The 14,542-nt window shown below is 35.5% G+C and carries 15 protein-coding genes; 8 read left to right on the top strand and 7 right to left on the bottom strand.

Annotated features, from left to right (window positions below):
• Positions 1-13 precede the first annotated feature (13 nt).
• The 3 genes from CBF29_RS09415 (at position 14) to CBF29_RS09405 (ending at position 3,397) form a co-directional block, all read left to right on the top strand.
• A complete protein-coding gene (locus CBF29_RS09415; protein WP_126809480.1) occupies positions 14-928 on the top strand; it encodes a sugar phosphate isomerase/epimerase family protein in 915 nt (304 codons plus the stop codon).
• Between the two features lie 395 nt (positions 929-1,323).
• Positions 1,324-2,262, top strand: a complete 939-nt coding sequence (locus tag CBF29_RS09410; protein WP_342775203.1) for an ROK family glucokinase — start codon at positions 1,324-1,326, stop codon at positions 2,260-2,262.
• Positions 2,263-3,208: 946 nt separating this feature from the next.
• Entirely contained in the window at positions 3,209-3,397 is a 189-nt protein-coding gene (locus CBF29_RS09405) for a cysteine-rich KTR domain-containing protein (protein ID WP_126809478.1), read from the top strand.
• Positions 3,398-3,456: 59 nt separating this feature from the next.
• Here the strand turns inward: CBF29_RS09405 and CBF29_RS09400 are convergent, their stop codons facing one another.
• Positions 3,457-3,810, bottom strand: coding sequence for a helix-turn-helix domain-containing protein (locus tag CBF29_RS09400; protein WP_126809477.1), 354 nt, complete (start codon positions 3,808-3,810; stop codon positions 3,457-3,459).
• A 530-nt stretch (positions 3,811-4,340) separates the two neighbouring features.
• Between CBF29_RS09400 and CBF29_RS09395 the strand changes: the two genes are divergently transcribed.
• From CBF29_RS09395 to CBF29_RS09370, 5 genes are all read left to right on the top strand, one after another.
• A complete protein-coding gene (locus tag CBF29_RS09395; RefSeq protein ID WP_126809476.1) occupies positions 4,341-4,763 on the top strand; it encodes a sigma-70 family RNA polymerase sigma factor in 423 nt (140 codons plus the stop codon).
• Positions 4,760-4,990, top strand: a complete 231-nt coding sequence (locus CBF29_RS09390; RefSeq protein WP_126809475.1) for a helix-turn-helix domain-containing protein — start codon at positions 4,760-4,762, stop codon at positions 4,988-4,990. The genes CBF29_RS09395 and CBF29_RS09390 overlap by 4 nt, the downstream gene beginning before the upstream one ends.
• 442 nt (positions 4,991-5,432) lie before the next feature.
• On the top strand, positions 5,433-5,579 hold the full coding sequence (locus tag CBF29_RS09380) for an SHOCT domain-containing protein (RefSeq protein WP_126809473.1): 147 nt from the start codon (positions 5,433-5,435) through the stop codon (positions 5,577-5,579).
• 60 nt (positions 5,580-5,639) lie between these two features.
• Positions 5,640-7,646 (top strand): recombinase family protein, encoded by a 2,007-nt coding sequence (locus tag CBF29_RS09375; protein WP_126809472.1) that lies wholly within the window; start codon positions 5,640-5,642, stop codon positions 7,644-7,646.
• A gap of 234 nt (positions 7,647-7,880) precedes the next feature.
• Positions 7,881-8,786 (top strand): hypothetical protein, encoded by a 906-nt coding sequence (locus tag CBF29_RS09370; protein ID WP_170170038.1) that lies wholly within the window; start codon positions 7,881-7,883, stop codon positions 8,784-8,786.
• Positions 8,787-9,097: 311 nt separating this feature from the next.
• Here the strand turns inward: CBF29_RS09370 and CBF29_RS09365 are convergent, their stop codons facing one another.
• From CBF29_RS09365 to CBF29_RS09345, 6 genes are all read right to left on the bottom strand, one after another.
• Positions 9,098-10,099 carry an ABC transporter ATP-binding protein gene (locus CBF29_RS09365; protein WP_126809470.1) on the bottom strand — a complete coding sequence of 334 codons (1,002 nt, stop codon included), beginning with the start codon at positions 10,097-10,099 and terminating at the stop codon, positions 9,098-9,100.
• Positions 10,100-10,105: 6 nt separating this feature from the next.
• The gene (locus CBF29_RS09360) at positions 10,106-10,903 is read right to left on the bottom strand and encodes an ABC-2 family transporter protein (RefSeq protein ID WP_126809469.1); all 798 of its coding nucleotides are present in this window, start codon (positions 10,901-10,903) and stop codon (positions 10,106-10,108) included.
• On the bottom strand, positions 10,893-11,675 hold the full coding sequence (locus CBF29_RS09355) for an ABC-2 family transporter protein (RefSeq protein ID WP_126809468.1): 783 nt from the start codon (positions 11,673-11,675) through the stop codon (positions 10,893-10,895). Before CBF29_RS09355 ends, CBF29_RS09360 begins: the two co-directional genes overlap by 11 nt.
• A gap of 92 nt (positions 11,676-11,767) precedes the next feature.
• Positions 11,768-11,890 (bottom strand): hypothetical protein, encoded by a 123-nt coding sequence (locus CBF29_RS14150; RefSeq protein ID WP_281272918.1) that lies wholly within the window; start codon positions 11,888-11,890, stop codon positions 11,768-11,770.
• Between the two features lie 311 nt (positions 11,891-12,201).
• On the bottom strand, positions 12,202-12,738 hold the full coding sequence (locus CBF29_RS09350) for a flavin reductase family protein (protein ID WP_126809467.1): 537 nt from the start codon (positions 12,736-12,738) through the stop codon (positions 12,202-12,204).
• 459 nt (positions 12,739-13,197) lie between these two features.
• The coding region (locus tag CBF29_RS09345) for a MucBP domain-containing protein (protein WP_211334272.1) at positions 13,198-14,542 on the bottom strand (1,345 nt) is incomplete at its 5' end.

The following is a 14,542-nucleotide window of genomic DNA, read 5'->3' as shown; positions in this document are numbered from 1 at the left end:
AGAAGGTATTATAGTGAAATTAGGACTGGTATCAGCGATTCTAGATCAAAGTGATTTTAAGGAAATGATTGATATCGCTGCAAGTAATGGATTAGAGTGTGTAGAGGTTGCTTGCTGGCCAAAAGGTAAGGCAGAAAGGCGTTATGCTGGGGTATCACACATTGATGTTTCAGATTTAGACTCTAAAAAGGCAAAGGCTATTTTAGGTTATGCTAAAGATAAAGGAGTAGAAATTTCCTCTTTAGGTTATTATCCCAATCCACTAGATGAAAACTTAGAAAAACGCCAAGAAGCGATTGACCATTTGTATCATTTGATTGATGCGGCTAAATTACTTGATGTTAATCTCGTAACCACTTTTATTGGAAGAATGCAGACGAAGGGACTTTCAGAGAATTTAGCTGAAATGGAGAAAGTTTGGCAACCGATTATTACTTACGCAGAATCGCAAAAAGTCAAAATTGGGATTGAAAACTGTCCAATGCTCTTTACTGAAGATGAATGGCCTGGTGGACAAAACTTGATGACAACACCAGCGATTTGGCGTGAAGTCTTTAAGCGATTAGATAGTAATTATCTTGGATTAAACTACGACCCATCACATTTTGTTTGGCAGCAGATTGACTATATTGCGCCACTTTATGAATTCAAAAACAAAATTTTTCATGTACATTATAAGGATATTAAAATTTTTCCTGAAAAACTAAAGGATGTTGGTGTAATGGCAACTCCACTGCAATATATGAGCCCCAAATTACCTGGACTTGGTGATGTTGATTGGGGTAGATATGTTTCAGCTCTGACAGATATTGGCTACACAGGAAATACGTGTATTGAAGTAGAAGATAAATCATTTGAAGCAGATTATGATGCGGTTAAAAGATCAATCAAGTTAAGTACTAAATATTTGAGAAATTTTGTTATCTAGCATGATGATTGCTTTAAGTTTAAACTTCACAGATATTATTTGCGAAAAGCTTTTAAAAACATATACGCATTTTAGAATAGTTGCTTGTCAACTTTAGAATGTATTAATTTGTTATATAAATCAGTTTTATTCGCGATTAATCAATTGGAGCGAAAATAGACTCTCTTTCAGTTAGTGATGCTATAAATCATTGAAATGATTAGAATATTATTTTATTAAATTTTCAAGCTTGTTTTAATTTAAAATAAATTCAAGAGCTAGTTAACGAAACAATCTCTATAGATATTATTGATATGACTACATGTATCACAATGAATTGTAAAGAATGATTAAGTTAATAAAAATAATAATAATTAAACGGCGGCTATCTTGCCGCCTTTTTAAAAAAGGAGAGAATAATCACGTCAAAATTTCTGGGTATAGATATTGGTGGCACAAGTATTAAATTGGGAATTGTTACTGGTAATGGAGACATTGTAGAGAAATGGCAAATATCTACAAATCGTAGTGAGAGTGGTAACATGATTATAAAAGACATTGTTAACTCCATTTCCGGAAAGATTTTTGAGAACAAATTAAAAATCTCAGACTTTTCTGGAATTGGAATTGGTGTTCCAGGTCCTGTTGAAGGTGGTCGAGTAAAACGTGCTGTGAATTTAGGATGGAAGGATATGCCGCTTGTTGAAATAATTCAACAGTCATTTAATCTGCCTGTTCAGCTAATAAATGATGCCAATGCTGCTGCCTTAGGAGAGCTGTGGATAGGTTCAAAAAAAGGAATGCAGGATGTTGTTTTTGTAACACTTGGCACGGGTGTTGGTGGCGGTATTGTAGTTAACGGAAAAATTATTAATGGTGCCAATGCTTCTGGAGGGGAGATAGGGCATATTCCATTAATTACTAATGAAAGTCGGATTTGTAGTTGTGGCAATATCAATTGTTTAGAATGTTATGCTTCGGCAAATGGTTTATTTCATACAATGAAGAATCTAGTAAATCAGTATGATTCCATGCTAAAATTTTCCAATACTGCAGACATTTTTGAGTTAAGTGCGAGGGGTAACTTGATTGCACATGAAGCAATTGAAACGACAATTTCCTACTTAGCCTATGCGTTAAGCAGTATTATAAATACTCTTGATCCAGAGGAAGTTATTATTGGTGGTGGATTATCGGATGCAGGTGAAGCACTGTTATTACCACTTCGTAAAAGCCTTAAACCATTGTTATTTCCCCAGATTAAAGATAATCTTCGTCTTAGAAAGGCATCTGTAGGAAATGATGCGGGCGTTTTAGGAGCCGTTTATCAAGTTATTCAAGAGCAAAAGCTATAATAAAAGAGTGTGTTTAAATGTTACGCCTAATAGCCTTAGATATAAATGTGATGCTTTTTGACAATTCAAGATGTTCTAACTGCACAAACCAAGATATTATCCATCGGATTAAATCAAGTGATATTCGAATCGTGTTGTGTACTGCCTCTATTTCGAGGGAACAATCGATTGTTTAAGCGTTATAATGGTGCGACAATTGATCAACTTCAAGATAAAACAATTATCTTTTAGGAATATTTACCATTTGATTTTTTAATGGAAATTGAGTAACTTTGTCAAGAATTGAATCTCCATTAACATGTTCAAAATGATGATGATATTTATACTTCAAATCTAGACATTAGTCCGCATACTTTATACAATAGTTATTTAAGTCATCGGTTGACAAAATGGTTTTTCTTTCCGTGCAAACTGGTTTGTCATACCGAAATATTCATCACTTAATGATGGAGCAAAAGTAATTATTCCAAATATACTAACTAAGACAGATGATTAAGAGAAATCAAATTACAAGTAAATTTATTAGATTAGGATAGAAGAATAGATAGTCAAATAATTGAAGAGATTACCAAATTTTTAGAAACTTTTTCCAAACTGTATCCAAACATAATAAAAGAGGAGATCTCGTATTATGTTCAATACAAAGTTTTTGAAGCTCATTAATTAAAGATATTTTTTCGAAAATCTTATTTGCATAGAAAGTAAGGGAAGAATTATGATTAACTTCTCATTTCAGTATATTAAGATGATGTGATGTTAAATTCAGAGCTTTGGATAAATTATCTTTGTGATAACATCGATTATTATCTTAATCGTAGTCATCATTTTAGGAATTAATGCAAACAGACGCATGAAAAACTTGATATGTTGAGAAATTAAATTGGTAGAGTAAAAATTTCAGATGATTTATTTCATAAGAAAAATTATTAGAATGGAGCGTGATAAAATGCAGAAAACAGAATGGGTGCTATGTCCAATCTGTGAGAGTAAAACACGTTTAAAGATTCGGGAAGATACCGTACTGAAAAATCTTCCACTTTATTGTCCAAAATGCAAACAAGAAAATTTAGTTGAAATAAGGCAGTTTAAAGTAACTATTATTACAGAGCCAGATGCAAAGACAAAGAGCCGATAATTTGAGAAATTAAAATCTCATTTTATCGGTTCTTTCTGTTTTACGGAGTGCCGTTAAGATTAGTCCTTGATATCTTTTGCTTCGCTGATTCCATTTGCCAAGGATTGCATTAAAGACAGTTCCTTATCAGTGAAGTTATCCATTTGTTTTTCTACCTGTAATCTTCTGGTGCTTTTCACCAGATCGTTACGAGGTAAGAAAAATTCATCAACGGACACATCAAGTAATGATACAAGATCGTAGAGAACTTGTATGCTAGGATGTTGACCTTTATTTTCAATATTTGTTAAATAACGTGGGTCAATTTCAATTAACGCTCCCACTTGTTCACGAGTTAATCCTCGATTCATTCGAGCTTCTTTGATAGCTAACCCAAAGGCTCTAAAATCAAACTTATCTTCTTTTTTACGCATATTAAACCACCTATATACATTTTACTGTTCCTATAAAAATTGAGACAGGTATAGAAAAACGTGTTATAAGGTTTATGAATACCTATTATTCGTTTCTTTACACTCAATAGTGTTATAAACGCTTATCTCAAATAGGAAAGGTCGCCAATTTATTTACCTTTAAAAGTATAGTTAGAAAATCAAGATTCTTGTAGATAAAACTGGCGACCCATTGGAGGTCAAAGTCGTCATGAGGTACATTACAGCCAATCGAATATTTGACTTAGAGGTCTTATTAAAAAAAGTCGCCCACCAGCGATAGATAAGTACGACCATCAATGTAGTTTTTTAAGACATATACATAGAATTAATAAAGCATATAAACAGATATATCAATCTGTCTATGTGCTTTTTTTATGTTTCGAGATAATTTTTAAAGTTTTTTCAATCGATAATGCAACAAATCACCCTTTCACGTCGGGACTAAGAGTGAAAGGAGATAAAACGAGCAAGGCTTACTTCCTTTCAGAACAGAAGGGAGGTGAGAAACCATGAAACCATCTTCTTTTCAAGTCACGATTGAAAATCAGTTTGACTATATCTGCAAAAAAGCCATAGAAGACGAACGGAAAGATTACTTTAAATATCTTTCTAGGCTTGCGAAACGTGAAGTATCCTTTTCGGATATTGGCGATTATCTCGTCAATCAGTTTGCGACTACAGATACTTACACAACTGACTTTCAGACTTTTACACTCAATGATATTTCGATTGGTATTACAAATGATTTGTTGAGTGAAGCATTGCGAGAATTGCCAGACAAGAAACGTGAGATTTTACTACTGTTCTATTTTATGGATATGAGTGATTCAGAAATAGCAGACTTACTGAATTTAAACCGTTCTACTGTCTATCGGCATAGAATGAGCGGACTAGCCTTAATCAAGAAGTTTATGGAGGAGGAAAACCAATGAGAAATCAATATCCTATGATTCCATTTGCTCTTATTGCTAAGGGTTGTGATGGCGATACAGAAGCTATTAACCAGATTCTTCATCACTACAGAGGGTACATTACAAAACGCTCTCTAAGATTGATGAAAGATGAGTATGGCAATCAAAGTATGGTCGTTGATGAGATCTTACGTGGACGAATGGAAACCAGACTGATTACAAAAATTTTATCATTTGAAATTAAGTGACATTGTTTACTCTCTCTTTTCGTGGAAGTGCGGATATGCTTTCCACACTTCCCGATTGAAGAGCTTGTTATTCCATCAAAGCATATTGTCTTTCAGTATGTTTTGATAGGCTGACAAGCCAGTTGTTCTTTGAAAACTAAATAAGTAGCAATCGAATACCTTTCGATAAGAAAAGAGCCAGCGGAGCTGACCGCCATGACCTGCCCTGTAAAGATAGCGAGCGATTCAGTCAGTGATCCGAGAAGCAATCTTTAGCAGGACTGCCAGCGAAGACATTCTTATCGTGATAATGATACTCCTGTATAGTCACAGTCCGAGCGTTGAAAGCGTCGCAGACAATGAGTACAGTTGGACGAGAACCGTGCAAGGGTGAAACTCCCGTGAGCTTTGCTAAAGCTGTTCGATTGCTTGTAAAACTTTATAGAAAAGGGAGGAGAAGATGATGAATGAAAAATTAATCCGTTATAGTATGCAGATTGCAATGCTAAAACAACTTCTTTCCCGAAACTTGATTTCCAAAAAAGAATATATGCTTGTAAAGAGAAAAATCATGCAAGAATATAAAATTATTTCTGATATAACCTCTTGAATTGTGTTATACTAAAGTAATATTTACGCTACAATAGGAACACAAAAAGGAGGGGATTGAATGAAAGAAGTAGAAATCATAAAAGCAAAAAGCTCATTGTCTAATTCAAAACGTGGACAGAAGATTGATCGTTTACGTGTAGCTGCTTATTGTAGAGTTAGTACAGATAGTGAAGACCAATTAAATAGTTATAACTCACAAAAAGCTTACTACACTGATTTGATTCAGAAAAACAATGAATGGGTATTTGCTGGTATCTATGCGGATGAAGCTATAACTGGAACACAGATTACGCACCGAACTGACTTTCAAAGAATGATAAGTGATTGTTTAAATGGCGAAATTGACATGGTTATTACAAAATCAATATCGAGATTTGCAAGAAATACACTGGATACATTGAAATATGTGAGAATGTTGAAAGAAAAGAACATAGCAGTATACTTTGAAGACGAGAAAATAAATACTCTTACTATGGACGGAGAGTTGCTGTTAGTAGTTTTGAGTTCGGTAGCACAACAAGAAGTAGAGAATATTTCTGCCAATGTAAAAAAAGGCTTGAAAATGAAAATGAAACGTGGCGAGTTAGTAGGTTTTCAAGGGTGCTTGGGTTATGATTACCACCCAGAAGATAAATCAATTACAGTAAATAAAGAAGAAGCAGAAATTGTTCGTTATATCTTCAATAGATACATTGAAGGTGCTGGTGGTTCTGTAATTGGTAATGAGCTAGAAAATTTAGGTTATAAAACTAAGTACGGTAATTCTACTTGGGTTCCGACCACGGTTTTAGGAATTATAAAAAACGAGAAATACAAAGGCGATATTCTTTTAGGTAAAACATTCACTGTAGACCCCATCTCTAAACGTCGTTTAGAAAATATGGGGGAAGAAGATCAGTTTTACATTCGTAATCATCATGAGCCTATTATAAGTGAAGAAGTATTTGATAAGGCACAGGAAATCTTGAATCGGAGAAGCAAGAATCGTGGAAAAATCGGTGACGGAAATACTAAGCGAGAGAAATACAGCAGAAAGTATGCATTCAGTTGTTTACTAGAGTGTGGTTTTTGTGGTGGTACTTTAACCCGACGTAGATGGCATAGCGGTTCTGAATACGACAAGGTTATTTGGCAATGCGTAACAGCCACTAAGAAAGGAAAAAAGCATTGTCCTCATAGCAAAGGTATTCCCGAGCAGGCGATAGAGGATGCATTTATCGAAAGCTATCGTATTATGTGTGACAGCAATAAAGATGTTCTAGATGAGTTTTTGAATAGAATGGAAGAAACGCTTAGTAGTAGTTCAGTAAATAAACAACTTGCAAAAGTTGATAAGGATATAGATTCTTTAGAGAAAAAGAAAAGTAAACTGGTTGATATGCGTTTGGAAGATGTAATTGATTCTGAAACTTACGAAGCTAAATTTTCTAACATGACTCAAAAGCAAGAAGACCTAATCAAAGAACGTATAAAACTTCAAGAAACAGCCTTAAATGAAAAAGACATCAAACGTCGTCTCAAAGAGTTCAAAAAGACACTTGAACAAAATGAAGTTTTGACAGAATTTGACCGATATGTATTTGAGAGTATTGTTGAAAAAGTTATTGTAGGGGGATGTGATGAAGATGGGAAAATTGACCCAGCTCAATTGGTCTTTGTTTACAAAACAGGTTTTAAGAATAGCTTAGATGGAAATAAGTTTAAGCCTCAAAGAAAGAATGCAAGAGGAAATCGCAAGCCTAAAGAATTGTGTTCACATACTAAAAACGAGGTTGATAGTTTGTGTTCTGATAGTAATGCCGACACATGTGGAAGTCGTGGGGTTGTTGCGGAAAGAGGGCTAGTTAAGCATCTGTATTTTAAGCAATTTCGGAAGTTCGTGGTACATATAAGTGATAGTAATAAAATACAGAATAAAAAGATACATAATTGTATAAATATGTCTGTAATATTAGCTGTTTTTTTGAAAAAAGTAAGATTGAAAATCAAGAATATAAACACTAAGACGTTTTTTAAAATGAAACGTCTTTTTTATACGAGCGTTTTCAAAAAGAAAGCCATATAAAAAATAAGGCGCTTAATAAACTCTTGAGGTATTGTTAGTTGTTATAAGCTTATTCAGTACTTTTTTGTATAAGTTTCAAGTAGAAGAATTAGAGTTATAGGAACATATTGTAGATAGTGCTGCAGATGAAAATATCCCCCAAGCTAAGAAATAGAATGAAACTTAGAGGTATGATAATATTACATTAAATAGAATACACCAAACAACAAAATGTGTATGAGAGGTGAGTTGCTTATGCTTTGTCCAAATTGCGGAGAGAAGGCAACGGGCAAGTTTTGTTCAAACTGCGGGACTGCTTTAAAATCTGAAGATACTATTGTTCGAATAAATGGCGTTGATATCAATTTATCAGAAATCATGAGAGAGTGCGGAGATGCTAGGATTAAAGCTATAAAAAGCCTTAGAAGTCAAACAGGCCTTGGATTAACAGACGCAAAAGAAATAATGTTTAAAGCGTATGAGGGCAAGCATATTCCAGAATACACCCACAAACCAAACCAAAAAGAAAAGAAATCCTCTTTGAGGAAAAGACTAGTTTCCTTACTAATGATTGTCGGACTTGTTGGGATGGTATTTATTGTTGTAACAGGTAAAATTAAGTATTATGAAACACTTAGGCTTGCGGGTGAAAGTAGAGGATACATTGGCAGAGAGTCAAAGATTCTAGAGTCTCAAGAAGGTATCGAGCAAGTATTCAATAAACTGAGAGACAGAAAGGAATTTGAAGACGGAGAGATATATTTATATGACTTTTCCCTAAGTAATGAAAGGATTTATGCCATAATTCAAGACACAACAATAGAATCAAATTTTGATAGATACGCTTATAACGGTACGAGATTATTTCGACCAAGTTGGAGTAAAGGTGATCCCATTAATGCTGCTACTCTTATGGACGGGAAAAGTATTGACATAAATGATTTGAGTCCACAAGGGATTCATCGGTTTTACACGCAAATTAATAATTATTTGGATAAAAATAATGTTGAACTTCCTGAAGACCATCTGATTCAAATTAGAGTCCATACCAATTTAACTTCAGCCCTTCCGGAATTAACGTCGAGTGTAAGCGGTTTGCGTGAAGACCTTTCTTTTAAAAGTGATTTAGATGGAGATGATTTCGAAGTTAAGGACCAGTAGTTCGACAAATAATTTCACTCTAAATTAAGTCAGAAAAATAGTTTTGTCAAAAAATATTTATTTACAGTAAATAAAGTGCTCAAAACCATGCTTTTTAGTTGCTTGAACGGTCTTTTTTTCTATTATATGGGAGTTTTTCTCAAAGTGCTTTCGCATCCCAAGAAGAATACGAAATTCGATGACAACATTTTTAAGTTAGCAGGCAGTTTAAACGTGAGGATGCAGTATTCTAAATACATTTAAAAACGCCGGGCAATCAAAAATCCTTCTTTTTTTCATAGAAGGATTTTTAGTTTTTCTATTTAACCTGCTCACCCACGTAATTCTCGATACAATGCAGCGATAATATCTTCAATCGATGTTTTCCGTATTTCCAAATTTTTAAGATTTTCGATTTTTGATAACTCACGTAGTAGTTGATTTAAAGGAATGCTTGAATCAACCATCGAATAAACATGGTTATTACCACTACTTTCAAGCAGTTTTAAGGAGTCCATCACCGGGGGTGTTCCTGTTACTTCGATATGTATTTCAGAGATACTGCCTCTGACATCCCGCAGTTGCTGAAAATTACCATCAAAAATAATGTTGCCCTGAGACAATAAAATGATTCTCTGTGCCATCTCTTCTAGGTCAGTCATATCATGGCTCGTCACTAAAATGGTGGTCTTTTTTTCTGCATTTAATTCTTTTAAAAAAGCAATCATTTGCCTTTTCGCAAGGACGTCTAGCCCAAGAGTAGGCTCATCTAAAAAGATGACTTCCGGATTATGAAGCAAAAGCATGCCCAAATCTGCACGCATACGCTGACCGAGACTGAGTTCCCTTGAAAAAGTATTAAGAAGCGGACCTAAATCAAGCAAGTCAGTTATCATTTCTAAATTTAGGCGGTACACATCATTTGGAATATCCCACACTGTTTTTTTCCATTCAAAACTGGTAATGATTGGCTGATCCCACCAAAGTTCTGTCCGTTGTCCGAATAACACACCGATTTTCTTCATCAATGTTACCCGATTCAAGGAAGGATCCAGTCCAAGAACCCGCACATTTCCGCTATTAGGCTGAAGAATACCAGATAATATTTTCATTGTGGTGGACTTGCCGGCACCATTCGCACCGGCGTAGGCGACGAATTCTCCTTTATTTACCGTTAAGGAAATGTCATTGAGAGCTGTTGTTATTATTTTTTGCGGCTTTATAAAGTGAACGAGCGTCTCTTTTAAATTATTTTTTGGTTGAAGCTTTGTATAGTTTTTTGTGACTTTATCGATGACCAAAACCGGAATATCTTGGGCTGCTGTTTGTTTCATAATATTTTAATCCCTTCCTAAAAAGAGTAATGCAGCAATTAATATAAACATGCTGGCAATTACTGGTAAAATTCCATAGGCTAGTTTGATTGTTTCTTTCGTAGCTGCATTTAGCAGAAGAATACTGGGAAACCAAGCAGTAAGTCCTATGGGTAAAACGGTAAGCAAAATATTTTGTATCGTTTTTGGAAAACCGTTCAAAGGATACACTTTGATGGCTGTAAACGATAAAATCTCACCTGCTACTTCTTCCGAAGCCACAGGAGAATAAAAAGCTCTGGCGGAAAAAATATAAACTAGGGATAAAATAATAAACATGGACAAAAACACATAGCCGATCAATAACAATAACCACAAGATAGAGATCTTTAACTTTAATTGATGAGCTGCGTACACAGTAACGATAATCCCCGTAAGGAATATATGACTGCTGGAAACAGGGGAAAAGCCATTGGTCAAAAGTTGAATCGGTAAGGGCACTGGCTGAGTCATACAGTGGTCGAGTTGTCCCCGACCGATGATCCTGCTGATTTCTCCCATATTATTCCCTCGGAAGAAAAGCCAGTAAATTCCATCAACTAAAAGACTATATCCCAGCATAAAAATAATCTGATTGTTGCTGATTCCTGTTCCTTTACCAAACTGAGTTGAAAGTAGAAAGACACTTGCTACAGCGGAAAGGGCAGAGACTGTCTCTGAAAAAATATAAATAAAAAATGAGGATGGTTCTCTTAGAAACCAAAGTAAATCCATTTTTGCGTGGAGTTTAAGTAGTCTAAAGGTAACTTTTATGTTAGCCGCCAAAAGAGATCATCTCCTCTTCGCTTTTTTTATAAACGATAGACGCAATTGTCCAAAACAGGACATTCCAAACCACTTGCATCAATAAAGCATTTGCAGGTTTGATTATTCCCATATAGATATTTATCGGCACACTTGCCAAAGAGGCAAAGGGGAGAAGCCTAAGAAAATTTCCTACAGGAAGGGGCATCACGTTCAATGGAATCACCGCTCCAGTAAGAAGATTTAACAACGATTCTCTAATTTGCAGGGCAGCCCAGCACTTATCTTTTAAGTGCATGGCAAGAGCCGCAAAAATAAAATCCATCGCAAACCCAAGACTCACTGACAGCAAGAGACTAATCATCCCCATTATCCCGGTGTAAAAAGAATCTGGCAGCGGGTTTATTCCAGCAATAGAAGCCAAAACTATCAAAGGAAAAGAGAGTGTAAAAAATGTCGGTATCCAAATTTTCCCGATCGTTTCCGCTATAAAACTGGAAAAGATAGGCATTGGCCTTGTGTATCGACCAATTATGGAGCCTTCCCACATGGAAGAGGTGGCAGGAGTAATAATATCCATTTGTGGCCTGAAAACTGTGGACAAAAGGGAATACGTCAGCAACTGGGAAGTGGTCAAAGACATTTCGGAGTTTTGTCCGATAAACAGCCATATCTGGCACATAAAATAAAACCAAATATAATTGAGTAGCTGCTTTTTAAAAACGGGGAGAAGACCACCGCTAAATTCTTGGTTGTAAGATATTTTAATGGTAATTATAAACGATTTAAACATTAGTAAAAGTCATCCTCTCATAAAATTTTAGACACAAAAAACCGATGCGTCTAGATACACGCATCGGGAGTAATTCTATGAAAAGAATTATTTTAGCCGATCAAGACACGTGTACCATCAAAAAAAGACGCACTCAAATAGGGTACAGCTAAACTACCGCATTTTGCTAGTGTACCGATAATCAAGTATTTGGCTATTTTTGGATAGCTGGACACGTGTTTCACCTCGTTGTTATAAGATAAATTAATCATAGCATATTACCAATTTGAAGACAATTGATGTTCCAGATGAATTTACAGAGAGGTTAAGTAAAAGTGGTTTCTAACATCATAAGCTTCCAAGTAGTTATTTAGCACAAAAAATCAGCAGAAAGACTTTTAATCTATCTGCTGATTTGTTGAGATGAAAAAATATCGAATTGAAACTTGACTATGAATTTCTGAAGAAACTGGTTAGTTCGCCCAGGGCATACCAGAAAGAATGTCAACTTTGGTAAGAGCTATTTGTTTGGTTAGAAGTATTGGTATCATTGGATAATGTAGGCATCTAAGATTTCTCCGTAATAGGCCGTATGGTAGTCACGGTTTGAACCGTGAAAGCTACTGTCCACATCTTGAGGATAATATTTATTTTTATTATCTTCCGTGATAGCTTCAGGGTCCTGTTTTTGTTTGTAGATTACACGACATTCTAATGTGAGTGGAAGTTCACGAATGGCAGGAACCGAAATTTTTTCAGATTCTACTAGAGTTAACTTTGCTTCCTCGATTTTATCAGTATTCCGTCCAGTTTTTTTGCCGCAGATTCCTAAAATTTTCTTGTCAAAATTTTCCATCGGTATGTTGATGGTAAATTCGCCATTTTCTTCTAGTAGTTGGCGGGTAAAACGATTCTCACGAACAAAAACAGTGAAAATAGGTTTTGACCATTCAATTCCCAGAGTTCCCCATGAAATAGTCATGGCATTTACTTTATCTTTTGACTTGGTGGTAAGAAGAACACCTTTTGAAACAGCACTTAAAATTTCTTCTGCATGATCCCAAATTTGAATTTTTTGTTTCATTTTAACCGCACTCCTTTTATTATCACTCATTTTATCATATACACGAATACACAGTTTAGCAAGGTATCGCTTTAGTAGAGATAATATAAAGAAGATATTTGATAATCAACGTTGTATCAAAGTTTGTGTCATATAATTTTAGGTTCGTTCGTTCGTTTGTTGGGACAGCTATGAAACACTTCCCCCTGTAATCCTTGCGATTACAGGGGGAAGTAGAAGCATATTTTACATTTGTTACATCAGATAGCTGGAGGAGGCATAGTTTTGAAAAACGAACTATCTTTGCCAAACTAATGAAGAGTAAGAACTAAAAATAGATGATAAACATCAAAAGAAGACCATGAAACATTAATCTTCACATATCATTAGTGATCTAATAATCGTTGATGAGTAGTTTTTCCTCTGAACATTCATATAGGAGAATAGACCATCAAATCATGGTTTTTAAGAGATAGAAATTTATTGTTTTGTTAGCTCCAAATAGACCGTGATAATAACGTCGCCTTTTGCAACTCCTGATATCGTTCCAGATTGCCCATCAGGAGAAACAGATGTTTCAAAAGGAAGTGGAAAGCCTGAAATCATATCTACAACAAGTCTCTCTATGTAATAACCTGGAATACTCTTTATAGTATAGCTGTAATTTTCTCCATCAGTAGCAATTTCAGAGTAGCCTTCATCAATAATACCCCCTGTATTATAATCCTTAAAAACAATATTCGTGGTCTGAACTATCCGACCTTGTTCAGAAGAGTAATAAAATATGACATCGATGTTACCATCTATGTACTCCCCTTGCGCATTATCTGGTAAAATATTGTCAATCACTAGGTAACCGGGTATCTCCGGTGGTTGAATAGCATATTCGGTTCCGACCCGTTCAGATATTGTTTTCCGATAAATTTCATTCTTGTTTTCATCATAACCAATAATAGTGACCGTTCCTTTTATTTCCTTATAAATATACTTAACATGGATCACACTTCCTCCCGTCACGGTTCCCGTGGGAGTACCACCTTCAGTTCTTATAAATTCAAAGCCCTCGAAATTTTGTTCTTCAGTTAAGTAAGTTTCTCCATGATTGTACGTTTTTTCTATGGCATCTACTATTTGGGTTTCGTTATTATTATCATCAATATAAACATGCTCTGTAACTACAGTTCCTGTTAAAAGTTGATAGACATAGGTGACGGTTTGACTCTCTGCTTTAAACTCTCCCGTAGCTGGTGCCCCTTTGACTTCAACAAATTTATATCCGGAGATTTTTTCTGGTTCAGTTTGATACGGTTCGTTCACACCCCCGGTCAAAGTGATCGGTTCAGCAAGCTCTTTGTCGTCCATGTCTACATAACGGACAGTGACAGTACCTTGTTGTTGATAGACATAGGTGACCGTTTGATTTTCTGCTTTAAACTCGCCTGCAGCTGGCGCCCCTTTGACTTCAACAAATTTATACCCGGAAATTTCTTTTGGTTCAGTTTGATACGGTTCGTTCACACCACCGGTCAAAGTGATCGGTTCAGCAAGCTCTTTGTCGTCCATGTCCACATAACGGACAGTGACGGTACCTTGTTGTTGATAGACATAGGTGACCGTTTGACTTTCTGGTTTAAACTCGCCAGAGGCGGGAGCCCCTTTGACTTCAACAAATTTATACCCGGAGAATTCTTTTTGTGTTGTGTCATAAGGTTCGTTCACACCACCGGTCAAAGTGACTGGTTTTGCAAGCTCTTTATCGTTCGTGTCCACATAACGGACAGTGACGGTACCTTGTTGTTGATAGACATAGGTGACGGTTTGACTT

It is taken from the genome of Vagococcus elongatus (genome assembly GCF_003987645.1).
In the GTDB taxonomy this organism is placed as follows: Bacteria; Bacillota; Bacilli; order Lactobacillales; family Vagococcaceae; genus Vagococcus_A; species Vagococcus_A elongatus.
The sequence above is the reverse complement of the archived record's forward strand: the minus strand, read 5'-3'. Positions and strand labels throughout refer to the sequence as shown.

Excerpts from the sequence above, each read along its gene's own strand:
- CBF29_RS09370 (WP_170170038.1), top strand. The coding sequence starts at position 7,881 with ATGCTTTGTCCAAATTGCGGAGAGAAGGCAACGGGCAAGTTTTGTTCA.
- CBF29_RS09365 (WP_126809470.1), bottom strand. The coding sequence starts at position 10,099 with ATGAAACAAACAGCAGCCCAAGATATTCCGGTTTTGGTCATCGATAAA.
- CBF29_RS09395 (WP_126809476.1), top strand. The coding sequence starts at position 4,341 with ATGAAACCATCTTCTTTTCAAGTCACGATTGAAAATCAGTTTGACTAT.
- CBF29_RS09355 (WP_126809468.1), bottom strand. The coding sequence starts at position 11,675 with ATGTTTAAATCGTTTATAATTACCATTAAAATATCTTACAACCAAGAA.
- CBF29_RS09390 (WP_126809475.1), top strand. The coding sequence starts at position 4,760 with ATGAGAAATCAATATCCTATGATTCCATTTGCTCTTATTGCTAAGGGT.
- CBF29_RS09375 (WP_126809472.1), top strand. The coding sequence starts at position 5,640 with ATGAAAGAAGTAGAAATCATAAAAGCAAAAAGCTCATTGTCTAATTCA.
- CBF29_RS09405 (WP_126809478.1), top strand. The coding sequence starts at position 3,209 with ATGCAGAAAACAGAATGGGTGCTATGTCCAATCTGTGAGAGTAAAACA.
- CBF29_RS09380 (WP_126809473.1), top strand. The coding sequence starts at position 5,433 with ATGAATGAAAAATTAATCCGTTATAGTATGCAGATTGCAATGCTAAAA.
- CBF29_RS09350 (WP_126809467.1), bottom strand. The coding sequence starts at position 12,738 with ATGAAACAAAAAATTCAAATTTGGGATCATGCAGAAGAAATTTTAAGT.
- CBF29_RS09400 (WP_126809477.1), bottom strand. The coding sequence starts at position 3,810 with ATGCGTAAAAAAGAAGATAAGTTTGATTTTAGAGCCTTTGGGTTAGCT.